Source organism: Alkalihalobacterium elongatum (assembly GCF_019024285.1).
In the GTDB taxonomy this organism is placed as follows: domain Bacteria; phylum Bacillota; class Bacilli; order Bacillales; family Bacillaceae_F; genus Alkalihalobacterium; species Alkalihalobacterium elongatum.
The window spans coordinates 35,956-59,444 of the sequence record NZ_WMKZ01000008.1 but is presented as its reverse complement, the minus strand read 5'-3'; the positions used below and the strand labels follow the sequence as shown (position 1 = coordinate 59,444).

At 35.3% G+C, this 23,489-nt stretch carries 23 protein-coding genes and 1 tRNA gene; 1 reads left to right on the top strand and 23 read right to left on the bottom strand.

Annotated elements, in window-relative coordinates; translation table 11 throughout:
* From fliS to mce, 6 genes are all read right to left on the bottom strand, one after another.
* On the bottom strand, positions 1-423 hold the full coding sequence (gene fliS / locus GKP30_RS10975; RefSeq protein ID WP_216829489.1) for a flagellar export chaperone FliS: 423 nt from the start codon (positions 421-423) through the stop codon (positions 1-3).
* A 55-nt stretch (positions 424-478) separates the two neighbouring features.
* On the bottom strand, positions 479-778 hold the full coding sequence (locus GKP30_RS10970) for an EscU/YscU/HrcU family type III secretion system export apparatus switch protein (protein WP_216829488.1): 300 nt from the start codon (positions 776-778) through the stop codon (positions 479-481).
* Positions 775-3,573 carry a hypothetical protein gene (locus tag GKP30_RS10965; RefSeq protein ID WP_216829487.1) on the bottom strand — a complete coding sequence of 933 codons (2,799 nt, stop codon included), beginning with the start codon at positions 3,571-3,573 and terminating at the stop codon, positions 775-777. Before GKP30_RS10965 ends, GKP30_RS10970 begins: the two co-directional genes overlap by 4 nt.
* A 212-nt stretch (positions 3,574-3,785) precedes the next feature.
* A complete protein-coding gene (locus GKP30_RS10960) occupies positions 3,786-4,298 on the bottom strand; it encodes a MarR family winged helix-turn-helix transcriptional regulator (RefSeq protein ID WP_216829486.1) in 513 nt (170 codons plus the stop codon).
* A 125-nt stretch (positions 4,299-4,423) separates the two neighbouring features.
* A complete protein-coding gene (locus GKP30_RS10955) occupies positions 4,424-5,545 on the bottom strand; it encodes a tripeptidase T (RefSeq protein ID WP_216829485.1) in 1,122 nt (373 codons plus the stop codon).
* A 93-nt stretch (positions 5,546-5,638) separates the two neighbouring features.
* Positions 5,639-6,064: a methylmalonyl-CoA epimerase gene (gene mce, locus GKP30_RS10950; RefSeq protein ID WP_216829484.1), complete on the bottom strand. Its 426-nt coding sequence runs from the start codon at positions 6,062-6,064 to the stop codon at positions 5,639-5,641.
* Between the two features lie 215 nt (positions 6,065-6,279).
* On the opposite strand from mce, the gene prli42 reads away from it, so the two are divergent.
* Complete coding sequence (gene prli42, locus GKP30_RS10945; protein WP_216829483.1) at positions 6,280-6,372, top strand: stressosome-associated protein Prli42; 93 nt, start codon at positions 6,280-6,282, stop codon at positions 6,370-6,372.
* Positions 6,373-6,431: 59 nt separating this feature from the next.
* Here the strand turns inward: prli42 and GKP30_RS10940 are convergent, their stop codons facing one another.
* The 17 genes from GKP30_RS10940 to GKP30_RS10860 all read right to left on the bottom strand — a co-directional run bounded on the left by GKP30_RS10940 (position 6,432) and on the right by GKP30_RS10860 (position 23,378).
* Entirely contained in the window at positions 6,432-6,941 is a 510-nt protein-coding gene (locus GKP30_RS10940) for a L,D-transpeptidase (protein ID WP_216829482.1), read from the bottom strand.
* A gap of 24 nt (positions 6,942-6,965) precedes the next feature.
* Entirely contained in the window at positions 6,966-7,964 is a 999-nt protein-coding gene (locus GKP30_RS10935; RefSeq protein ID WP_216829481.1) for an aromatic acid exporter family protein, read from the bottom strand.
* A gap of 108 nt (positions 7,965-8,072) precedes the next feature.
* A complete protein-coding gene (locus GKP30_RS10930; protein ID WP_216829480.1) occupies positions 8,073-8,795 on the bottom strand; it encodes an amino acid ABC transporter ATP-binding protein in 723 nt (240 codons plus the stop codon).
* On the bottom strand, positions 8,788-9,447 hold the full coding sequence (locus GKP30_RS10925; protein ID WP_216829479.1) for an amino acid ABC transporter permease: 660 nt from the start codon (positions 9,445-9,447) through the stop codon (positions 8,788-8,790). The genes GKP30_RS10930 and GKP30_RS10925 overlap by 8 nt, the downstream gene beginning before the upstream one ends.
* A 41-nt stretch (positions 9,448-9,488) precedes the next feature.
* Positions 9,489-10,241 (bottom strand): transporter substrate-binding domain-containing protein, encoded by a 753-nt coding sequence (locus tag GKP30_RS10920; RefSeq protein ID WP_216829478.1) that lies wholly within the window; start codon positions 10,239-10,241, stop codon positions 9,489-9,491.
* A gap of 356 nt (positions 10,242-10,597) precedes the next feature.
* Entirely contained in the window at positions 10,598-12,244 is a 1,647-nt protein-coding gene (locus GKP30_RS10915; RefSeq protein ID WP_216829477.1) for an SLC13 family permease, read from the bottom strand.
* 139 nt (positions 12,245-12,383) lie between these two features.
* Entirely contained in the window at positions 12,384-12,827 is a 444-nt protein-coding gene (locus tag GKP30_RS10910) for an acyl-CoA thioesterase (RefSeq protein ID WP_216829476.1), read from the bottom strand.
* 203 nt (positions 12,828-13,030) lie between these two features.
* Complete coding sequence (locus GKP30_RS10905; RefSeq protein WP_216829475.1) at positions 13,031-14,998, bottom strand: TRAP transporter permease; 1,968 nt, start codon at positions 14,996-14,998, stop codon at positions 13,031-13,033.
* Between the two features lie 196 nt (positions 14,999-15,194).
* A complete protein-coding gene (locus GKP30_RS10900) occupies positions 15,195-16,253 on the bottom strand; it encodes a TAXI family TRAP transporter solute-binding subunit (RefSeq protein WP_216829474.1) in 1,059 nt (352 codons plus the stop codon).
* A 242-nt stretch (positions 16,254-16,495) separates the two neighbouring features.
* On the bottom strand, positions 16,496-17,551 hold the full coding sequence (locus GKP30_RS10895) for a DctP family TRAP transporter solute-binding subunit (RefSeq protein ID WP_216829473.1): 1,056 nt from the start codon (positions 17,549-17,551) through the stop codon (positions 16,496-16,498).
* Positions 17,552-17,560: 9 nt separating this feature from the next.
* A complete protein-coding gene (locus GKP30_RS10890) occupies positions 17,561-18,253 on the bottom strand; it encodes a response regulator (protein WP_216829472.1) in 693 nt (230 codons plus the stop codon).
* The gene (locus tag GKP30_RS10885; RefSeq protein ID WP_216829471.1) at positions 18,246-19,859 is read right to left on the bottom strand and encodes an ATP-binding protein; all 1,614 of its coding nucleotides are present in this window, start codon (positions 19,857-19,859) and stop codon (positions 18,246-18,248) included. Before GKP30_RS10885 ends, GKP30_RS10890 begins: the two co-directional genes overlap by 8 nt.
* Positions 19,860-20,023: 164 nt before the next feature.
* Positions 20,024-20,098, bottom strand: a tRNA-Arg gene (locus GKP30_RS10880).
* A 165-nt stretch (positions 20,099-20,263) separates the two neighbouring features.
* Positions 20,264-20,626, bottom strand: a complete 363-nt coding sequence (locus tag GKP30_RS10875) for a hypothetical protein (protein WP_216829470.1) — start codon at positions 20,624-20,626, stop codon at positions 20,264-20,266.
* A gap of 173 nt (positions 20,627-20,799) precedes the next feature.
* Positions 20,800-21,222: a BrxA/BrxB family bacilliredoxin gene (locus GKP30_RS10870; protein ID WP_236035029.1), complete on the bottom strand. Its 423-nt coding sequence runs from the start codon at positions 21,220-21,222 to the stop codon at positions 20,800-20,802.
* A 279-nt stretch (positions 21,223-21,501) separates the two neighbouring features.
* The gene (locus GKP30_RS10865; protein WP_216829469.1) at positions 21,502-22,650 is read right to left on the bottom strand and encodes a metal ABC transporter solute-binding protein, Zn/Mn family; all 1,149 of its coding nucleotides are present in this window, start codon (positions 22,648-22,650) and stop codon (positions 21,502-21,504) included.
* 248 nt (positions 22,651-22,898) lie between these two features.
* Entirely contained in the window at positions 22,899-23,378 is a 480-nt protein-coding gene (locus tag GKP30_RS10860) for a hypothetical protein (protein ID WP_216829468.1), read from the bottom strand.
* Positions 23,379-23,489: the final 111 nt, after the last annotated feature.

Below are 23,489 nucleotides of genomic sequence, written 5' to 3'. Positions count from 1 at the left end.
TTATTCGTATATAGACATCTTGTCGTAAACACTAACTTTTCTCTTAATAACTTTCGGCTGCGTATCTGTATTTTTTCGCAGTGCCTGGTTCCAAGACGTCATGATTTCAGATAATACTTGTAAAACTTCTCTAATAACTTCTATATTCTTTGAATAGTTAGCTTCAATAATCTTATCGGCTATATAGTTGTATAGACTATCTAGCTGGTCTGCAATTATACCAGCTTCATAATTGATCCCAGCTCCTAATCGCTCAATAATATCACTAGCTTTTTGTAAGTATATATTCGCTTCAATAAATTGCTTATTTTCTATTTCTTTAATCGCTTTTTCTAAGTTTGTGTAGCATGCTTCATAAAGTAATGCCGTAATTTCTTGTGGAGATTTTTTATGAATTGCTTCATTCGTCAAAATTTGCGTCAAAGTTACACCTACTCCCTTATTTCTACTTTTTTTATCGGCATGTCCATTGCATTGTTTAATACTTTTTCTCCATCTCTTCTATTAAAAGTAATATTTCTGCCATTACAGAATACAATTGCGGAGGTATATTTTCTCCTAAGTCCATATCTAATAGATTCTCTACTAACAAAGGGTCTTCTTGCATATGAATATTATTCTTTTTTGCAAGATTAATAATTTGATTTGCAACATCCCCTTTTCCTTGCGCAACGACTTTAGGAGCACCGCCGTCTTCTTTATCATATTGAATAACTGCTGCTGTTTGACCATTAGTAACACGTCGTTGTTTATGATTAAAATGTTTAGAAACCATCATATCTTAAAATCAAATCCTTTCTCTGTAAAAGTAGGTTGTTGTGCTAAGCTCTGAATTTCTTTTTCTTCTAATTCTATTCCTTGGTCCTCCGAAGTAGAAAGTTTAGAAAATTTGATTCCATTGACGTTATAGCCAATATCTTTAATGTTATCCACGCATTTATCTACGAGAGGTTCCATTTTTGTTTGAAACATCGATTGATTATTTTTCAAGGTTACAGATAAATTCCGATCTACGACTGAAACCATAATCCCTATCTCTCCTAGTTTTTTCGTTTCAATTAAGAAATATAGACTACAGTTTTCCCAGTCTACTTGTTCGCCTTCGTTTCTTGAATTAACAAAGACTTGTAAGTTTTCTACTTGCTCTTCTAGTAAAAACGGTAAGTTAAAAAACATAGATTGAAGATTTCCTTGATCCGATTTACTAAGTAGTTGTTGACCGGTTAAATTATTCAAAGCTTGGTTAGCTTGTTGACTCAATCGACTGCCCTCTTCTTCCCCTCGCATTAACATCATTAATGCTGACTTTAAGTTTCTATGATTAGCATCCTGTTCAGTATGCTCTCGAGAGTTAGCTAATAACATTCCAATTTCACTTTCTCGGTTCAATCCTACACCCCGTACCATTTCAAAAGCTTGTCGGGCCGATGCTTCTTGGCCATAAGACGGTTTGACCATTTCGTTCAATTGACTCACACCTTGCTGCTGCGGTGTTCTGGCATCTAGTATTTGTCTTTCATTACTAATAAAATGCATCACTTTTGTTTCCGATGGCTTAAACTGAAGACGTTCAACGATTCCTTTTACTTCTTGAACAATACGATTAGCTTCTTGAAATTGTCCTCTTGCAAGAAGTTTTTTTGCTTCAGCTAATCGACTACTTGCCTGCATTAACCTTTTCTCTGTTTTCATATCGGTTAGTAGCATCATTTCACTTTTTAAGATCGCATGATCTAATTTCTTTATTGTCGTTTCTAAAAGTGGCTTTGCTTGATGCTGTGCTTGACTTTTAAATTGATTAATTAACCGATTAGTAACATCTAAATTTCTAGTTATTTCTCGTTGTAGGTTTTTAAAATCAGCAGCAGCTTTTGCCAATTTTTCCGTAATTGTAGTAACTGCTATATCTTTACTATTTAATTGAACACTCGTCTGAAATTGTTCATTATTTATATATTGATTTGAGTCAACTGGTTGCTTACTAGCATCAGATAGTTGTATTCCTTCTTTTGCTAGTGCTTGCTGTTCTAGTTGAGTTAAAGCTTGCATTAATTGTTGTCTCGCAGCCATTTCTCTTCCTTGGTTCAATAACAGCGTACTTTCATCCGTTGCTTTAATTAACTTATCAATAATTTGCTTATCACTATTTGAATTTTGATTAATTTGCAGCTTCACTTGTTCAACTGCTCTTTCAAAATTCGCTTCTTTTTGTATATATTCTTGCATTTGACGTAACGCTTCACTTAAACGGTGTGAACTAGCCTGCTCTTGAAGAGCTATATTATTTTGGGTTGGATTTAATTGGCTTGCTGCTGACGTATTAACGTTTACTGTAGCTCTTTCAATACTGATTAGGGCTTGTGAGAGACGCTCTTTAGAGACATTTTCTATTTGTTGTGATTGAATAATTATTTTTTCGATCTGCTGTTGTGTATTTCGATCAAACGTCTGATTTAAAAAACTAGTTCGAAGTTGCTCGACACCTCTTTGTATACTTTGATCACGGAGAAGTTGATTTTTTACTTCATGAATTGCCATACGAGCTCGCGAGTTTTCTTCTGATTTTGATTGATTACTTAACTGTCTTTCAACCGTCTGTAAAGATTGAACCATTCTGTCTTGACTAACTTGTAAAAGCTGTCCTGCTTCTCGACTAGCTCTTTCAACAGATAAAACTACATCTCTATCAATTAAAGGATTATTAACCACTTGCTGGCGTACCTGATCTATCACTCGTTGTACATTCGGTTCTCTTTGAATTTGTTCACGAACTTGCCGAATTTGATCACTAAGTTGAGATGGAGCTTGACGTTGATCTATAAATCTTACATTTTCTGTTTGTCGTCGATTATTACTCACTTCTATTCGAGGGTTATATACAGTCCGTCTCACTTCATTTCCTTGCTGATGTTCAAATTTGCGAATAGCTTCTTTTACAATTCTCTCTGTATTTTGATCGATTCGATCACTATCAGGTCCTATTCTAGTTTTAACGTTAACCTCTTGTACTATATTAGATACCACTTGGTTTAATGGACGGCCATGTAATACTTCATGAACAGCTCGAACTTGACTAGTGGTTATTTCTAATCGCTTATTTGCCATGGCTTGAATTGTTTGATGCCGTTGTTCGATTGTCCCTTGATTTGAGTTCATATACCTTTGCAGCTCTTGAACAGCTTCTCTCGTTAACGGAACACCTTTATCTAGTAAGGTTTGAGCCGCTTGACGTAACGCTCGTGTAGGAGATTGACTCGCCCCAAGATTAAGTAGGATGCGATTAATATCTTTTTGATCTGCTTGTTGGGCAGTCGCTCCACTTCGTTCTTCTCCTATAAATCGAACAACTGGCATGCCTTGTTTATTCTCACTAACTTGTATAGTTACTCGTTCCGTTGAAGGTAGATTGCTTTCAAATCTTGTATGAATGTCACGACCTCTTATTTGTAAAATAGCTTCATTGTTTGGTAATCTTTCCTTAATAATTGCCTTATAAACTTCACCTTCACGCAAGGTAAACGTACGATCTGATGTCTGTTGTGTTGTATTAGTAGATTGATTCGTTATTTGCATTACCTTCACTCCCGTACATGATCTCTCTACTGTTAATATCGGTATAACCTACAAAAAGGTTTATGAACAATTTTTGGAGAATTCTTTTGTATTAAAAAACAAAAAAGACCTAGTTTTTCCTAAGAAAATCTAAGTCTTACTCAATTAAAGTGTTCCTTATATAAGAGCTGGTTCCTCGCAGAGAGAAATTTTAAAATATCAACCCTCATTATTTACTTTTCTTTTGAATCTTCATTTATGCTACTTGTTCTATCAACCCATTGAATATAGTCTTGACCGTAAAAATGTTTACTCATATCTTGGACAAAATTTAAAGCGGCTTCTAACCTTTGTTTATGCTCTTCACTTTCATTTGCATATTCATTAATGAAATCACCAAAGCGATACATAATTTTAGATGTTGCCTCTCTTTTCTTTTCTCCTTCTGGTGTTAACATTACATACGATATCCGTAGGTCATTTTCATCTTTAATAGTTTGAACTAACCCTTTTGTTTTCAGACGCTTAATTACTTGCATAACTGTTGATAAATCCCATAATCCCACTTTTGCAATGTGTGACATGGAAACCTTTTTCTCAAAATAAATGATCCAAAGCATATGTTGTTCAGATTGTGTAATTCCAACTTCCTGAGCCGACTTTTGCCAGTCTTCTTCGATTACTTTATATGTTGCCCGAAAGTAGTTTAACATTTGATGAATAGAATGATAGTCCAAATTTCCCAACCCTTTCTCCTAGACCCTTAATAATAAGTATTTATCTATATTTTACTTTTATTCACTAACTTTACCAGTATAGTGTACCAAAAAACGAAAAAGAGCCCAAAATATTTGGACTCTTTTAGTAATTTTTACTTATTTGTAACCGTTTTTACGATCGATACAACAGCTTCTGCAAGCTTAATTAATTCAGAAATTGGCATTCGCTCATTTTTCGTATGTATTTCTTCGTAACCTACTGCAAGGTTAACTGTAGGAATACCGAAGCCAGCGATGATATTCGCATCACTACCTCCACCACTTTTTAGTAAGCGTGGTGTACGATCAATAGAAGTCATTGCTTTTTTAGCCACTTCAACGACTTCATCTCCATCACCAAGTTTGAAGCCTGGGTACATGACATCAACTTCAACATCAGCAGTCGTACCAAAATCCTTTGCGGTTTCCTCAAACGCTGCTTTCATTGTTGCCACTTGCTTTTCCATTTTCTCTGGTAATAGTGAACGCGCTTCAGCTAAAATCGCAACATAATCACAAACAATATTCGTTTGTGTGCCACCTTCAAAACGACCAATATTAGCTGTAGTCTCCTCATCAATACGTCCTAATGGCATTTTTGCAATGGCCTTAGCGGCAACAGTAATTGCTGAAATTCCTTTTTCAGGTGCTACACCAGCATGGGCTGTTTTTCCATGTACTACAACGTTCACCTTTGCTTGTGTTGGCGCCGCAACTATAATATCACCTACAGGACCATCACTGTCTAATGCAAAGCCAAACTTTGCTTTCACTAAAGAAGGATCAAGTGCTTTAGCCCCTACTAAACCCGATTCCTCACCAACTGTAATTATAAATTGGATTGTACCATGGTCTAGTTTTTGCTCTTTTAATACTTTAATTGCTTCAAGCATTACAGCAATTCCCGCTTTATCATCAGCACCTAAAATAGTAGTTCCATCAGTAACTACGTAACCGTCTTTAATAGAAGGTTTTACTCCAACACCAGGTACAACTGTATCCATGTGAGAAGTAAAGTAAATTGGGTCTACTCCATCTTTTGTACCAGGTAAAGTACAGATTAAATTGCCCGCTCCATGCCCTGTTTGTTCCGTCGTATCATCTTCAAATACTTCAACTCCAAGGTCTTCGAACTTTTTCTTTAGAACAGGTGCAATTAATTGTTCATGTTTGGTTTCAGAGTCAATTTGAACAAGCTCTAAGAACTCATCCACTAGACGTTGTTCATTAATCATATATCTGCCTCCATCTATCGAGTTTTTCACTTTAAATGGTACATGATTTCCCCCAATATTTCACCTATTGTAAAGTTCTAGAGAAGAGAAAGATTATTCTGATTTATTTTTTTCACAAAACTCGTAAAGAATACCACCTGAAGATTTTGGATGAATAAATGCAACTTGTGCACCACCAGCACCTTTTACAGGCTCATTGTTAATCATTTGAATACCTTTTTCTTTAATCTCATTTATTCGTTCTTGAATACCTACAACACCTAATGCGATATGGTGAATACCTTCCCCTTTTTTAGCAATAAATTTGGCAATTGGACTTTCTTCGTGTAAAGGCTCAAGTAATTCAATTTTAGATTCGCCAATCTTTAGAAAAGCTACTTTAACCCCTTGAGAAGCAACTTCTTCAATAGCTAGTAATTCGAGATTTAATTGTTCTGTGTAAAAGGGTAGTGCGTTTTCAATCGATTGAACAGCAATTCCAATATGATCAATTTTTTTAGGGGCATTTAAATTTTCCATATACATCCACTCCTAGTTCATGTTTGATATTCTATCTTTATAGTAATACCCAATGTAGAATATTCTCTAAATTTCTTTTTTTTCCTTCTTTTTTGTCATCTTCAAATTTAAAATTAGATGGAAGCTCAATGCGTTTGAGGTATAAAAAAGAACCTTGTTCAATCGCCTATAACAAGGTACAATATTAATAGCATGTCTTTGAGGAGGTCATTTATATGCCGCGTAAATTCCAAAAATTAGTCATTTATGTGATGATTGTAACATTAGTATTAGGTAGTTTACTAACAGGAGCTGCTTTGTGGCTCTAAAATAATATGAAGAGGCACACTCAACCTAAATGAGGTGCCTCTTCTTTTTATTTACATATTTATTCAATCGCACCTGCTTTTCTAGCGAGATCCTCGAAGCTTTCCGCAGTATTTACAATTAAGATTTTTGTTCCTAGTGGGATTTCCTCATATAATTTCTCTACACTTGTATTATCCATTCTTACACAACCTGCTGTTACGTAATTACCTATAGATTGCGGAGCATTTGTCCCGTGGACTCCGTAAATTCTTCCGTCCGTATCAAGTGCGTCAAAACCAATCCATCTCGTTCCCAATGGGTTATCTTTAGCACCACCTTGGATGTCTTTTTTTCGGTAATATGGATTAGGAGCCTTGACTACAATCATAAATTCCCCCTCTGGTGTTAACTCCGTTTCTTTCCCAGTTGCTACAGGGTATACGTTTTGAATAGCACCATCATGAATATAAGCGAGTTGATTATTTTGCTTATTGACAATTAGAAACGGATCTCCAATAAGCGGGTTATCTCCAAGTGGCCAAATAGGAGAAACAACTAACATAATAGATAGTAAAAGTGTTTTCAGCATACGTTCGCCTCCGTATATGCTCTTTTACTTATCTTTACTATCCTTTCTGTTTTTATTCTTTTTCTCTTTGTTTTTTGATTGTTTTCTTAAGGATTCTTTAATTTGTAAATATTTTTCTAATTCATGCATGACATAAAAAAGAGATGAGCGAATTTCGAATTCTTGTCGGGTTTTGGGTAGTTCCATTTGTTTAAACTCTTTTTTCATTTGAGTTAGTTCGTCCAAGAAATAACTAGCTGTATTTACAGGACCCACTGCCTGACTTAGCCGTTCTAGAAAACTCGATATTTTAATACCTTGAATAACGGTATCGTCTAAGGAAGAAATAAACGGCATCATTCTTTCAATGATTTCAAATTGTCGCTCTCGCATTTTAAAATAATGATAATATTGATCCTCGTACCTTAAAAGGTGGTTCTCGATATTTCTAATAGCAATTCCTTTTGCGTCTTGTATTAGATCGTAAGTTTGTGTAAGTTCCTTTCCATCCCAGATATTATTACTGTTACGTAAATAATTAGAAAACTCATTTAAAATAACTTTAAAATTCTCTTCAATTCTTCTTTGATACTTATGTAAATCCCTATCCACATTAGGCATATATAAGTTCATTACTAAAGCAACACCTATCCCAATGACGATAATATATAGTTCATTTAAAAATATTCCTACCGAAACTGTTCCAAGAGTATAAATATGTAAGATAATAACACAGCTCGTTACGATGCCCTCTTTAACGTTTAATTTCACTGAAAGAGGAATAAATATAAGTAATAAGACAATTAACGAAATGGGGTGATAGCCGATCCATTCAAAAATGATAAAGGCCAATACTAGTCCTAATAAACACCCGATAAACCGTTGCCATGAAACAGATACAGAGCTCCTTCTTGTTACGGAAATACATAGAATAGTAAGGATAGCAGCAGATGCATAAAAATCTAATGAAAGCCATTGGGCAAATGCAATAGCAATACCAGCGCCCACAGCCGTTTTTAATGTTCGATACCCTATTTTAAACATGCGGTTCTCCAATCTAATAAAATCGAAAAAAGAATGGTCATTATAGACCACCCTTTATTATACGGTAAAAAAATATGAATTATCAGCTTGGTTAAACAATTATACTTTTTATAACACCTTTTGTAGAAAATCTCGAGCACGCTCTGTTTTCGGTTGACTGAAAAATTCACTAGGAGGTGCATCTTCTAGCAGTTGTCCATGATCTAAGAAAATAACTCGATCAGCCACTTCTCTAGCAAAGCCCATTTCATGTGTAACAATAGCCATCGTCATCCCAGTTTGTGTTAGTGATTTCATAACTTCTAATACTTCCTTTACCATTTCTGGGTCAAGCGCAGATGTCGGTTCATCAAATAACATCACTTCAGGATCCATAGCTAATGCACGAGCAATCGCTACACGTTGTTTTTGTCCACCAGAAAGGCGGCTAGGGTATTCATTCTTCTTTTCAAATAAACCAACTTTTCTTAGAAGCTCTTCAGCCTTAGCAATAGCTTCTGATTTCTCCAGCTTTTTAACGGACATCGGTGCATAGGTTAAGTTCTCTAGAACCGTCATATGAGGGAATAAATGAAAATGTTGAAATACCATACCAATTTGTTGCCTAACTTTTAGTATATCAACTTTAGGGTTAGTTAATTCCGTATCATTAAACCAAACCTCTCCCGAAGTCGGCTGTTCTAGCATGTTTAAGCATCTAAGAAACGTAGACTTACCAGATCCAGAAGGCCCTATAATTGCAACGACTTCTCCTTTATTTATTGAAGTTGAGATATTCTTTAATACCTCAAGCGTCCCAAATGATTTTGATAAATTTTTTACATTAATCACTGCGTTTCAATCTCCTCTCTAGCAATTTCCCAAGAAGAGTTAATGCCATTACTAATAAATAATAGATAACTCCTGCAATTAATAACGGTTCGAAATAAGCGAACGTATTCGAAGCTACGACTTGTGATCTTCTTAGAATATCCATTACACCAATAACCGATACGATTGCAGACTCTTTTGTGAGAGTAATAAATTCGTTAAATAATGCAGGTAAAATATTTCGAAACGCCTGTGGTAATATAATTTTTAACATCATTTGATTGTAAGGGATACCTAATGCTTCCGCTGCCTCTTTTTGTCCCTTATCAACTGCTTGAATACCAGCACGAATGATTTCTGATATGTAGGCAGCTGAGTTTAAACCAAATGTTAAAACACCTGCTTCATAGGCAGAAATATTATAATCAATTAGCTGTGGTGTCGCAAAATAAATGATAGATAATTGCAAAATAAGTGGTGTACCACGGAAAATTGATGTATAAATATCAGATAAAATGATTAATACCTTTACTTTTCCAATCTTAAGTACTGCAAGAAATGTCCCTAAAATTAAGCCAATAATTAAAGAAACACTAACAAACTTTAACGTGACCCATATCCCTCCCATAATAAAAGGGATAGAGGGCACGATTTGGCTAAAATCCAAATTCATGCCCGTATCTCATTCCTCTCTCGTATATTTCTATTAACTATTTATTCGTCAAACCATTTTAAAATCAATTCTTCTAATTTACCATTCTCTTTCATTTTTTGAAGTTCTTCATTAAACGGATCTAATAATTCACTACCTTTAGGAAAAGCAATGGCAGAACCAGCTTCTTCTGTGTGTGGTAATAAAAATGAAGATAATTCTTCATTTCTTTCTAAATAACCTTTAGCTACCGTATCTTCGATAATCGCTGCATCAATACGACCAGCTAATAATTCTTGAACAAGTTCAGGAATACGATTACGTTTTTCAACCTGTAACCCATCTACTTCGGGAGCTAAAACATCTTCAGCTTCCTCTTCTTGTATAGAGCCAAGTTGAACGCCAAGAGTTTTCCCTTCTAAATCTTCTACCGTTTGGATTCCACTATCAGCTTTAGAAACGATTAAGTTATTTGCTTCATGATAAATATCCGAAAAATCTGCACGCTCTAAGCGATCAGGTCTAGGAGTCATACCCGCTAATACAAAATCAACTCGTCCACCTTCTAACGCTGGAATTAGACCATTAAAGTCCATATCTTGAACTTCAAACTCATAACCTAGTTGTTCAGTAATATAGCGAGCTAAATCTACATCAAATCCAACAATTTCACCTGTAGCTTCGTCAATCGATTCAAAAGGTGGGTAATCTGCTGAAGTCCCCATCACAAGTACTTCTTTGTCGTCTGATCCGCACCCCGCTAGTAAACCTAATGATAACAATGCTGTTGCGCCAAGTTTAAAAAACTTTTTCATTCTTATATCCCCCTATTTTCTTTAATATCGTATGTATATTTTTTGTATAAACAACTAATAAATATTCACCTTGGTGTATCTTAACACACCGAAAAAATTTTGAAAAGGTTTTTTTATAAATTATGTTGTACATTTATAAATGTTTGAAAGTTCGATAGATTAACAATTTTAATATAATACTAGTATGGAATGACATTTTTTACAATACTATTTTATTTAAATAACTTAAAATTTTATTATTCATTTTTTTAAAATATACACTATTAAAGCCTTAGTAAGGATAATAAAATTATAGAGCAAAAAAAAGATAACAACTAAGGTTTATAAACCTTGCTGTTATCCTTTATTTTTACCCCTTACCCTTTAAAAATTTCAGGGATCATCTGTAAATCCATACTCCACACGATTGGGAGATAGAAATATATAGCAATGACTATGACAATAATTGATATTATGTTAATCCAAAATCCTGCTCTAGCCATATCAACCATTTTTAGGTGACCTGATGCAAAAACTACTGCATTTGGTGGTGTTGCTACTGGTAACATAAATGCACATGATGCTGCGATAGCAGCTGGGATCATTAATGCATATGGATGTACACCAATTGCAAATGCAAGTGAGGCCATAATAGGTAAGATCATTGTCGCTGATGCTGTGTTAGATGTAATTTCAGTTAAAAACATGACAAGCGCTGTTACAATTGTTACTACTAATAAAAAGTGAACTCCTTCTACAACTGTTAATTGATTTCCTATCCAAGCTGCTAGCCCGGATTCTCTAAACCCTGCTGCAATCGCAAGTCCTCCACCAAATAACAAGAGGATACCCCAAGGAACCTTTTTTGCTGTTTCCCAATCTAAAAGGAATGTACCTCGCTTACTTAGAGACGGTATCATGAATAAAACAGCCGCTGCAGTAATTGCAATCATCGTATCATCAATTCCTGGAATTAAGCCGTCCAGTAAAAATGAACGTGTAATCCATGCAAATGCTGCTAATGAGAAGATGGTTAACACAGCTTTTTCCTCAAAGCTCGTTTTTCCTAACGCTTTCTTCTGCTCACGGATTAATTCGTTTCCACCAGGTAATGTTTTCATTTTTACAGGGAAAGCAAACTTAATTAAATAAACCCAGGCAAGACCAAGTAAAATAACAGATAGCGGTAGCCCAAACATCATCCAATCTGCAAAAGAAATATCAATTCCGTATAATTCATTCACCACACCTGCTAAAATCATGTTTGGTGGTGTACCTATTAATGTAGCTAGTCCCCCAATTGAAGCCGCATACGCAATCCCTAACATCATTGCACGCCCGAAATTTTTATCTTCATTAGCGATTCCTACATTTTTTTCTTTTAAACTACGTGATACTTGAAAAATGATTGCCGTTCCGATTGGAACCATCATCATTGCTGTTGCAGTATTAGAAATCCACATTGATAAAAATCCCGTTGCTATCATAAATCCGAGTACAATTCGTTGAGTACTAGTACCAATAATAGAAATAATCGTTAACGCAATACGTTTGTGTAAATCCCATCGCTCCATTGCTAGTGCTATCAAAAATCCACCTAAAAACAGGAAGATAATACTATTACCATAAGATGAAGTAACTGTCCCACTATCTAGCGCTCCCGTTATCGGGAAAAGTACGATTGGTAATAACGATGTTGCTGGAATTGGAATCGCTTCTGTAATCCACCAAGTTGCAATCCAAACCGTACTAGCAAGAACAGCTCTTGCTTCTAGAGTTAAACCTTCTGGTGAAAAGAACAACATAATAAATGTAAAAAGTGCTGGCCCTAATAATAAACCTAAGAGTTGTGTTTTTTTATACATTGGGTTGGAATTATTATTATTCTCTTCCTTTTTTACCTCTGCTTTTTCATTAACTTTTTGTGAGGCTTGTGTAGCAAATGAAAATGTTAATATATTTTTAACTTTTTTGTGAGAATCCCAAAGATTATTCCATAGATTACTAATAAATGTATTGTTCATAGGTTCTCCCCCTCAAGAATAGTTCTACTATTCTAAGTATAAAACGCTTACATCCTTATTTGTTTTTTTGTACATAAAGGTCTACTTTTGTTCTTTTTGGTCATAAAAAAAGAAAGGAAGACTTAAAATGTCTTCCTTTCTAACTCGCTTCTATATTATTACCTTCATACGCTTTTATTTTCTTTGCAATATCACTAGGGACTGGTTGAGATTTCTTCGTTTCACCGTTATATGAAACTTGAATCGATTCAGCCGTTACTAGTATTTCGTTCGTTCCTTCTCGCGTTATCACATAAGCACAAGTAATACTCGATCTCGCTAGCTTTTTAATACGACAATAAACATTGATAACATCATCTAATCTCGCAGGTTGATGGTATTCTAGTGTCATCTTAGCTACGACGAGATCAAAAATATTTGTTTCCGCTAATTCAATCCAATTTGGGCCAATCACTTCACGAAAATATTCAGTAGATGCCACATCAATATAAGTTGAATAGTGGGCATTAAACACTATTTTTTGACCATCTATTTCAGAATACCTAACTCTAATTGGAAAAGAAAAACGAAAATTTTCTAACATAAAAAGCCTCCTTCTTTTACTAATCATTTAGTTTTTTACTTTATAGTCAATAATAGTTATTATTTTCATAATTTTCAAGTAAATTATATACTATATTTTTATTAAAAGAAAAGAAGGTTATATAATTAACGTCTATCAACAAAATGTTTAAACATTAATAAATAAAAGAGGCTGTATAAGTTATTCAGCCTCTTTTGCTTCCGTTATCCAATTTTTTGACTCAATACGGGCTCGTCAGGTGCACGCATTTTTTGAACTAAAATTGCTGCGATAATTACACCTAATGCGACTATATCCATCATCCAGTTTGCATTAATAAGACACAATGAAGCTCCTATCAATAATACGCGTACAAAAACATTTGCACTTCTCTTCGCAAACCAACCTTGAACAGCTGCTGACAATAGGTAAATACCAACTGCTGCTGTAAGACATGCTACAGCAATACTTCCACCCGTACCTTCCATAAGAAGTTGCGGACTGTAAATAAACATAAATGGAACAATAAACGCTGCGATTCCTAATTTAAATGCCGTTACACCTGTTTTAAATGGATCAGTTCCTGCCACACCTGCTGCAGCATAAGCAGCTAATGCGACTGGTGGTGTTATGGCAGACATAACAGCATAATAGAATACAAACATATGGGCAAAGATCGGCTCAATCCCAATTTGAATTAAACCTGGTGCAACAACTGATGCTGCTACAGCATATGCTGCAGTTGTTGGCATACCCATTCCTAACAAAATAGAAATACCCATTGCGAAAAGTAAAGCTAAAAACATATTGTTATCTGCAATTCCTAATAACATTGAACTAAAACGTAGACCAACACCTGTTAATGCAATAACACCAACAATGATTCCTGCACATGCACAAACAGCTAGTAATTGAATAGTATTTTTCATACCAAGTTCAAGAGCCTGTAATACCTTCTTTAATCCCATGCGAGTTGAAGGATGAATCCAACTTACAATAAAGCAAGCAAAAATAGCAACCGTACCTGACCGAATGACAGAATATCCTGCTAACAAAGCCCCAATTAATAAGATGATTGGAATAAACAAATAGGCTTGCTTTAGTATTCCTTTCAATGAAGGTAACTCTTTACGAGATAATCCTTTCATTCCACTTTTTAAAGCTTGAAAATCAACCATAAAATAGACTGATAAGAAGTATAAAAGAGCTGGAATTGTTGCTGCAATTATAATTTCGGAATAAGGGATCCCAGTTACCTCAGCCATAATAAAAGCACCTGCACCCATTATTGGGATCATAATTTGTCCACCTGCTGATGCAGTAGCTTCAGTTGCAGCAGCAAATCGCCCCGAATATCCTACACGTCTCATTAATGGTATTGTTAATGAACCTGTTGCAACAGCATTTCCTGCCGAAGTTCCATTCATCATGCCCATTAAACCACTTGAAATTACTGACACTTTCGCAGGTCCTCCACGCATCCCACCTGCTAATGAGAAAGAGAAATCAATGAAATACTTTCCAACCCCAGACATTTGAAGAAAAGCACCAAAAATAATAAATAGTAAAATATACTTTGATGAAACATCAAGAGTAACACCGAATACTCCATCCATACCAAAAATATACGTCACAAAACGCCCAAAGCTATAACCATTATGATTTAAAATTCCTGGTAACCATGGTCCAGCAAATACATATAAAATAAAAACACCTGCTAATATAGGAAGGGTCCAACCACTTGTACGTCTAGTTAACTCTAAAACAATGATTAAACCTAATACAGCTACAATTGTATCCTGCGTTTGGGGCATTACACCAAAACGAAATAGTAATGCTGAAACATTCGTATAAATATAGAAAGTTACATAAATCGTTGCTGCAATTAATAACCAATCGAAAATATTAACTTTTTTACTAGTTCTCCAACTTTTAAATAAAATAAATCCTAGTATTGCTCCTAATGCTAAGTGAATACTTCTGAAAACCCAAGGTTCAATCGGGTGTAAATTTAGTACATAAAGATGAAAGATTGCACCAGCGATAGCTATTGTCATAAACGTATACTTAAGCCAACCCGATAATTCTCTATGATGTAACGCACCTTCTACAGCTTCTTCAAGCTCTTTTGCTTTTTCATCGCTGACTACTGCTTGTGCTTTTTGGTTTAAGTCTTTGAGTTCCTTACTCATACTTTAGCCCTCCTAATTTATTTTTCTACCTAAATAAGAGCATCCTTATTGGGGATATTTTCGTATAAACGGTATTCAAAAGATTACCTCACAAAATGAGATCTCCTTTTGAATATCTATTATTTATATATTGAGGCTGACGTCACAGTGTCAGCCTCACTTCTAAAATACGATTTACTATTAGCCTTCTATCTCTCTATTTATATTCTGGAGGATATACTCCTTCTGGAAGATCAATTCCAATCTCTTCATAGTAACGAATTGCACCAGGGTGTAATGGAAGTGAATCGTTGAAAAGGATTGCTTCAGCTACAGCTTCTTCTGCAGAAGAGTGTGTAGTTTTTAATAGATCTTGGTTCTCATGATATGCTTTTACAAACTCATAAACGAATTCTGGATCCATTTCTTTATGAACGATTCCAAAATTAAATTGAGCAATTGTCTCTAGGTCCTCGTCCAATTGGTTGTATGTTCCTGCAGGAATTGTAAATGGATAAAAGAACGGGTATTTTTCAATAACTAAGTCACGCTGCTCCCCACCAATTCCAAAGAAGTTTAAATCACGTTGTGCTTCAACTTCTGATACTGCAGAAATTGGAATACCCGCTGCAAAACCGATAACATCTAATTGACCATCCATTTGCTGACTTGTCATATCACTTGCTCCAGCTTGAACAGATGTTACTTCAAGTCCAAGAGCTTCGTGAATTAATGGTAGATATGTTCCTGAAGTACCACCTGAAGGACCAACGCCTACTCGTTTACCATTCATATCCTCTAAAGTCTCTACACCACTACTCTTAAGAGACCACCAGTGAAAAGGTGTAGTATACATAGGAAATGCTACACGTATATCTGTTAATTGCTTTCCATCTGTCCAATCTCCTGTACCGTAGTAACCCTCATAGCCTGGACCAAGAGTAATCATCCCAATATCCTGCTGTTTTCCATCGACTAATTGCATATTATGAACTGGTCCACCAGTAACTTCTACATTAGCTGTAATTCCAAACTCACGCTCTAATAGTGTTGCTAAACCTCCACCATAGATGAAGTAAGTTCCACCTTGAGATGCTGTTCCAATTACAACTGTTGATGGACGCTCTGCATAATTTACTTCTGTTTCTTCTGGTGTATCTCCTTGACCTCCATCATTTACCGGCGCACTACTTGAGTCACTTCCACAAGCTGCTGCAAACACTAGACTAAAGCTTGCTACTGCAGTTAACATAGAACGCTTTAAAAATTTTCTCATATCTTCTCCCCCTATTTTCATATCTTATTTTCTAACTATTCAAAGTATAAAACGCTTTCAAAAGTATGTCATAATTAAAACATAATGATCATTTTGTTCTTTTTGGTCTTTACATTTTCTTGAAAAACGCTTACTTTAAAGCTAGAAAATGTGACATACTAATAAAAAATCTGTTGCAAATTAACATTCTTTACTAAAGAGCTTAAGAAAAAAAGAGGCTGATATAAATATCAGCCTCTGTCTTAGGGGGTAGCTTCTTGTAATTTTATTACTTCTTTCATTAATTCCTCGCCAATAATTCGGCCATACTTTTCATATATTGGCTTAAAAGATTGCTTCCATAAACTTCTCTCGGCCTCTGTTTGGTAGTGTATTTCTACTTGGCCACTGTTTTTAATTCGATTTAGCATTTCTTCATTAATTACTTTTGAGTGGTCACGTAACCATAAAGTAACCTCATCCATCGCCTCAATAATGCTATTTTGATAATCAACTGGAATACTATCCCAGTAATCTCTATTCATAAATACCGCGTACCCTAAGTAATTATGATTACTTAACGTCATGTATTTTTGCTGTCGATAAAACCCTTTTGAATAAATATTAGACAACGTATTTTCGGTTCCATCAATTATTCCAGTGCTAAGCACATCGTAAACCTCATTAAACGGAAAAAGACGTGTCCAAGCACCAAGAGCTCGGTATGTATCAATCAATGCATCACTTGGCATAACACGAACGGTAAGTCCTTCAATATCTTCTGGGACGACCACAGGTCTAACATTATTGGTAAATTGTTTAAAGCTATTATCCCAGTACGCTATACCGTGTAAGCCATATTCTTCAATACTTTCAAATAGAAGCTCACCAATTTTTCCATTGAAAGCTGTCTCTACCATTTGCTCATCTTGAAACACATATGGTAAATCCATTACGAGCCATCTTGGGTCTAGAACAGTTACTTCTGAAAGTGCAGGTGCAATAATGTGAATATCATTACTCATTAGTGCATCGAATTCGTCTTGTGCCTCATATAGGATTGCATTAGGGAATACTTGCACTTCGACCCAACCATCCGTTTTTTCTCTTACTAATTGAGCAAACATTGAAGCCGCTATTCCTTTAGGTGTATTTTCAGCAACTACGTGGCTAAACCGCAATAAATACTTTTCATTTAAACCTTCTAATTCCATATCAATTGCTCGTGGTTCACGCGACTCTTGAAGTCCAAACCCAATATAAAAAGCAGTCAATACTCCTATTAATAGGAAAGAAAAGATCGTTATTAAACCTCTCATAATTTCCTCCTATTGTTTTAGACGATATAACTGAATAGGTCGACCAATTGTGCCATAAGTTAATTCCATTTCAACTTGGCCAATGGATTCTAAATAATTTAAATAGCGTCGTACCGTTACACGAGCTAGTCCAACATCGCTACCTATTTCTTCAGCCGATTTAGCAGTTTTCATGCCCTTAAGGTAATCGTTGATTTGACTTAAGGTATGTGCGTGTAAACCTTTAGGTAATGTAACGTCTGGTTTCTCATAATCCTGTTGAATAATAATACGGTCTAACTTTTCCTGGGAAACTTTTTCAATATGATTTAATCGTCTATACGTGTTCTTATATTGGTTAAGTGCTTTTTCCAATCTTTCAAAGGTAAAAGGTTTCACTACATAATCTACAACCCCATATCGTAATAGTGTCTTAACTGTTGTTGTATCATTTGCTGCTGTAACTGCAATTATATCAACATCAACTAGTTCCTCACGAAGTTGTTTAATCAATTCTACACCATCTATTCCTGGCATATAAACATCTAATAAGACTAAATCTGGTTTAAGTTTTTCAACTTGTTGCTTACCGAGTTCTCCAGATGAAGCCACACCAACAACAGAAAAGCCATCGACTTTCTCAATAAACATTCGATTGACTTCTTGAACCATCGGGTCATCTTCAACTAACAATACTTGTATATCCCTTTTTCTGTCACGCATTGCCATCCCCCCTTCTTAAAGGTAGTGTAATTGAGATCGTCGTCCCCTCATTTTCTTCACTATCAATATCAATCGTTCCATTTATACGTTCTACGATCGATTGAATAAGAAATAATCCAATTCCTCTGCCTTCTTTCCGTTTTGTAGAAAAACCACGAGTAAAGATCTTTTCTATTATTTTCTTAGGTATTCCCTTGCCATTATCTGAAACTTGAATAAAGAGCTCGTCATCTAGCTCCTTAATTAGCGTATATACTGTTTTATCTTCTATGTCTGAACCAGCATCAATTAATGCATCATAACTATTATCAATTAAGTTCCCGATTATGACGACGAGATCATGGTTAGTAATCCCTTCAGGATAATGGACAAAAGAGCTATTTTTATTTATTTTTAAAGTAATCCCTAACTCTTTTCCTCTACTTACTTTCCCTAACAATAACCCTGCGACACTATCATCATGTATTTGTTGCATAAGTATTCTCGATAAGGAATCTTGTTCTTCTTTCAGGTCAAAGATATAGTCGAGTGCTTTATTTCCTTGATTAAGCTGTATTAAACCAGCTATCGTATGAAGTTTATTTGAATACTCATGATTTTGAACTCGTAATGCATCCACAAAGGCCTGAACTCCTGTCAATTCTTTCGCCAGTCGGTTCACTTCTGTTTTGTCTTGAAATACAGCAACTGCACCTATTACTTTCCCCTTATCCTTAATAGGGATACGGTTACTAAAAATAGGACGATTTTGTATGTAGAACTCTCGTTGATAAACAGGTGCACCTAATGTTAATATTTCAGGCAATCTTGTATCTGGAATAACATCTGAAATTTGTTTTCCTATGGCATTTTCTTTTACATTGAGCATAAACTTGGCAGCTTCATTAATCACAGTAATTCTTTCTTTCTCATCAATGGCAATTACCCCGTCATGAATAGCATTAAATGTAGCTGTACGTTCCTCTAAAACTCGAGCTAATTCATTTGGTTCCATTTCAAAAGTTTGCCTTTTAATGTGGTTCGCTAACAACCAAGCACCCCAAAAACCAAATAACGTCGTTATTAAGGTGATAAGGATCGCGGTATGACCAAACTCATAAATAATATCCACTAGTTTAGGAAGTACACTTCCAACAACGACAACCCCTATTTGTTGACGATCTCTATCCATAATTGGAACAAATGCTCTTATTGTTTCAGTTCCATCTTCAGCACTTGCTTTTGAAGTGTATATATGTTCAGAAAAAGCAGCATTTTCGTCTCCGCCAGAAAACACCGTTCCTAACCGTTCTTGGATTGGATGCGTTAGTCGTATACGTTCCATATTTAGGATAACAATATAATCATGCTCATTTATTATCCGCATTCGTTCAATAAGTAGTTGTAGGACCTCTGAGGCATTTTCCTTTTCAATACTATTTTGTACGGTTTGGTTTTGAGCCACTAATTGAGCAGTAATCATTGCTCGTTGAGAGAGCTCCTCCTCTTTAATATCCAGACTATATCCTAAAAGAATAATTCCAATAATAATTAGAGAGAAAGTAACGATACCAAAAGCTAAGCCTGTAATCTTCCAACGAATCGGCAATTGTAATAATGCTTTCATGTAATCTCCATTCGACTAGTTTCAACATATTTTACTATAACTATATCATATTCCCTCGGTGCCAGGCACCTTTACCACAGTATTAGAGTAAAGGTGCCTGGCACCTGAAACAACGCACAAAAAAAACCTGAAGATATTCTCTTCAGGTTAATTATGTATGTTTATGGCGCGCCCACCAGGATTCGAACCCAGAACGCGAGAGCCGAAATCTCGTGTGATATCCATTTCACCATAGGCGCATTTTTATGGCGACAGGACTATTATATAACAAGAAAATTCCAAAGTCAACATTTCATTATTGCAATATGGTAAAGTGCGGGCATCTCAATCATTAAAAATAGACTAAACACATCTATGATAATATTTTGAGATACCTGTACACACTTAACAAATAGCATTTATTATTAGTTAGCCTCAACAGGGCCTTCTTCAAACATCTTTTCAAAACGCTCATTAATTTGATCGTCATTATAGCCAAACTTATGTAATCTTACGACAAAGTTCTTTGCCCATAGCTCAGTACGTTTAGTCATTTTTTTATACTTTTTAACTAAAGAGCCTTTAGTTTCTTTAGATCGAGCATCAGCATTTGACATTAGGTTTTCAACAATGAACAAAGATCTCCATACATCAGTTTCATCAAATTGTTCATTTTTCTCACTAAAATGATCTAATACTTTTTTATAGTATTGATCAAATTCTTCAAAAGAAATTTCCTCTTCCATATTTAAATACCCTTGAATTTGGTTATAAAGTTCTTCTACCATGTTGACACCCTTCCTAAACATATTCGGCTATTATTATATCACATTTCTTTATTATAGAAACACGGTTTAGACAGAATGATTTAACTCAAACTCTTGTCTTATATTTTGTGTAATTTTTACTAAAGCATTCTTATTATAAAAAAATAAGGCTGAGGTTATCAGCCTTATTTCGCTTAGCTACAATATTGATCGAAAGCAGCCTCTAATTTTTGCACAACCTCAATTGGTTCATGACCTTCAATTTCATGACGTTCAACCATCATTTTAATTTCTCCATCCTTTAATAATGCGAAGGATGGGGAAGATGGCGGGTAACCAGTAAAAAATTCTCTTGCTCTAGCAGTAGCTTCCTTATCTTGACCTGCAAAAACAGTTACAAATTGATCTGGTTTTTTTTCATAATTAGCCATATAAGCTGCTGCCGGACGCGCAATTCCGCCTGCACATCCACATACAGAATTAATCATAACTAACACAGTACCTTTTTGTGTTAATGCATGATCTACTTCTTCTGTTGTCGTTAATTGCTTATAACCCGCATTGTCCATATCTTGCCTTGCCATTTGAACAACATCGTTCAAAAAATTAAATTGCATGTTTATCACTCCTTGATGTTGTTAAGTCTGTAATTATTGTACCCGTTTTCATTCGAACAACCAACTAAAATGTTTTGAAATTTGTATTTAAATTCTTCTTTAGTTTTTTAGACGCTGTTAAAGTTTGTTGTTGAATTTGGACTCATTTTTCAACCTTTCAGTTCCTTGCGTTGAGATTAACATTTCACACATTGGAGCCCAACATCAACGTATATCAACAATCTCTTAGAAAAAGGAACTAAAAAGAACGGAAAGTACTACTCCCCGCTCTTTTTTCTCTTATTGTAACGCAGTTCTTAATGCTTCAATATTTTTTCTCATTAAGCTAAAGTAATCTTCGTTGTTATCAATGTCTTCCTGAACTAATACTTCTAAGTTATGAATATAAACAGGTTCTGCTCCAACTTCTTCTTTAACAACTTCAGCCACTTGAGAAGTGAAGTTCTGTTCGAAAGCTACATGTTGAATATTGTGCTTTTCAGCATACTCAATAATTTGCTCTAATTGCTTACGAGTTGGCTCATTTGTTGGTGAAAGACCTGTAATTCCGATTTGGTGAATACCGTAACGGTTTTCCCAGTAACCAAACCCAGCATGCGACACGATAAATGTATCTTTTTCTACTTCTTCAACCATCGCAAAAAACTCTGCATCAATTGTTTCTAATTCAGTTTTAACGTCATTAAAGTTAGCTTCAAATACTTCTTGTTGTTCTGGTAACAATTGAACTAAACCGTTCTTAATATTCTCAGCCATTTGAATCGCAAGAGTTGGATCTAACCAAACGTGCGGATCTTCATCCCCATGATGGTGATCATCATGTCCGTGTTCTTCGTGCTCGTGATCATGATCGTGGTCATGTCCATGCTCGTCGTGCTCATGTCCGTGATCGTGGTCATGTCCATGCTCGTCATGCTCATGTCCGTGATCGTGGTCATGTCCATGCTCGTCATGCTCATGTCCGTGATCGTGGTCATGTCCATGCTCTTCATGCTCATGTCCGTGGTCGTGTGCATGATCATGATCGTAGTCAATTAAATCAATTCCTTCGATCGCTTTTACAACTAATACATTTTCATCCGTAACCGTATCAATAATTGCATCGGCGAAGCCTTCCATTCCAGCTCCGTTATAAATAAACATATCCCCTTCAGCAACACTTATCATCTCGCGAGCAGTTGGTTCATATGTATGTGCATCAGCACCAACAGGAATAATGTTTGTAACATTAACAAACTCTCCACCAATTTTATTTGCAAAGTCTTCGAGTGGGAACAGGGTTGTAAACACTTCTAAAGCTTCTACCTCTTCTTCTTCCACTACTTCTTCTTGTACGTTCTCCTCTGGCTCTTCTTGTCCTCCACAGGCTGCTAAGAATGACGATGTTACTAGCATACCTGCAAACAAGCTCGCTTTTAATTTTTTCATTATTATCCCCTTCCGTAATCATTACGTTTTCGATTATAAATTATAACGTAACAATTACGATTTGTAAATAACATGTTATACTTTTAATAAGGCTGTTTTTTAAGAAGTGTTGTCCTTTCTTTTGTATACTAAAAAAACTGACCAAATAGCACTGATTACCATTTCTAGATATATGCTGTAACATCCTATTTATTACCATATATCCTTTGAAAGTTTAATTCACCACTTGGTCAGCTCGTTCCATTCATTTAATTAATCATAGCCAATCTTTCTTTATACATTTTATTTAAGTCTTTTTGTTGCTGAAAAACTTTCGGTAATACTTTTTTTATCGCCTTTTCATTTCGCTGTTCAACAGCCTGAACAAATAAAGTTTGAAGTTCTTCATGCTTTTTGTACCATTCCTGGTCAATCACTTCTCCGTGCATCAATTGTCCATTTTTCATCGCTTCGGAAATTTTCTTTTTAAGCACCGCTTGCTCTCTACTAATTTCTCTCCATGTATCTACATATTGTGGGGTATACTTTTCAGCCAACAACTCATAATACATATTTAAATGCGCGGTAAATCCGTTATTAATTAATAAACAAGTCTGGGGACAGCATTCACCTTCTTTTCTCTGTTCACTCTCAACGCCAAATGCATATATAACCTGCTGACTACTGAACAGAGTCATCACTGAGAACATACACGCTAAAAATAGCGCAACTACCCTTTTTCTGGTCACCTTAAGCACTACTCCTTTTTTCTTTAGTATCACAAGTAGAGTGCCCCTTCTATACCCTTTTATGCATAAATACTAAAAAAATTTCAACATTAAAACACACCAAAATAAAAA

Bases quoted from the DNA above. Each gene is read 5' to 3' on its own strand.
- GKP30_RS10970 (WP_216829488.1), bottom strand. From the start codon at position 778: ATGATGGTTTCTAAACATTTTAATCATAAACAACGACGTGTTACTAAT.
- GKP30_RS10965 (WP_216829487.1), bottom strand. From the start codon at position 3,573: ATGCAAATAACGAATCAATCTACTAATACAACACAACAGACATCAGAT.
- GKP30_RS10955 (WP_216829485.1), bottom strand. From the start codon at position 5,545: ATGATTAATGAACAACGTCTAGTGGATGAGTTCTTAGAGCTTGTTCAA.
- mce (WP_216829484.1), bottom strand. From the start codon at position 6,064: ATGGAAAATTTAAATGCCCCTAAAAAAATTGATCATATTGGAATTGCT.
- prli42 (WP_216829483.1), top strand. From the start codon at position 6,280: ATGCCGCGTAAATTCCAAAAATTAGTCATTTATGTGATGATTGTAACA.
- GKP30_RS10940 (WP_216829482.1), bottom strand. From the start codon at position 6,941: ATGCTGAAAACACTTTTACTATCTATTATGTTAGTTGTTTCTCCTATT.
- GKP30_RS10935 (WP_216829481.1), bottom strand. From the start codon at position 7,964: ATGTTTAAAATAGGGTATCGAACATTAAAAACGGCTGTGGGCGCTGGT.
- GKP30_RS10925 (WP_216829479.1), bottom strand. From the start codon at position 9,447: ATGAATTTGGATTTTAGCCAAATCGTGCCCTCTATCCCTTTTATTATG.
- GKP30_RS10920 (WP_216829478.1), bottom strand. From the start codon at position 10,241: ATGAAAAAGTTTTTTAAACTTGGCGCAACAGCATTGTTATCATTAGGT.
- GKP30_RS10915 (WP_216829477.1), bottom strand. From the start codon at position 12,244: ATGAACAATACATTTATTAGTAATCTATGGAATAATCTTTGGGATTCT.
- GKP30_RS10910 (WP_216829476.1), bottom strand. From the start codon at position 12,827: ATGTTAGAAAATTTTCGTTTTTCTTTTCCAATTAGAGTTAGGTATTCT.
- GKP30_RS10905 (WP_216829475.1), bottom strand. From the start codon at position 14,998: ATGAGTAAGGAACTCAAAGACTTAAACCAAAAAGCACAAGCAGTAGTC.
- GKP30_RS10900 (WP_216829474.1), bottom strand. From the start codon at position 16,253: ATGAGAAAATTTTTAAAGCGTTCTATGTTAACTGCAGTAGCAAGCTTT.
- GKP30_RS10895 (WP_216829473.1), bottom strand. From the start codon at position 17,551: ATGAGAGGTTTAATAACGATCTTTTCTTTCCTATTAATAGGAGTATTG.
- GKP30_RS10890 (WP_216829472.1), bottom strand. From the start codon at position 18,253: ATGCGTGACAGAAAAAGGGATATACAAGTATTGTTAGTTGAAGATGAC.
- GKP30_RS10885 (WP_216829471.1), bottom strand. From the start codon at position 19,859: ATGAAAGCATTATTACAATTGCCGATTCGTTGGAAGATTACAGGCTTA.
- GKP30_RS10875 (WP_216829470.1), bottom strand. From the start codon at position 20,626: ATGGTAGAAGAACTTTATAACCAAATTCAAGGGTATTTAAATATGGAA.
- GKP30_RS10870 (WP_236035029.1), bottom strand. From the start codon at position 21,222: ATGCAATTTAATTTTTTGAACGATGTTGTTCAAATGGCAAGGCAAGAT.
- GKP30_RS10865 (WP_216829469.1), bottom strand. From the start codon at position 22,650: ATGAAAAAATTAAAAGCGAGCTTGTTTGCAGGTATGCTAGTAACATCG.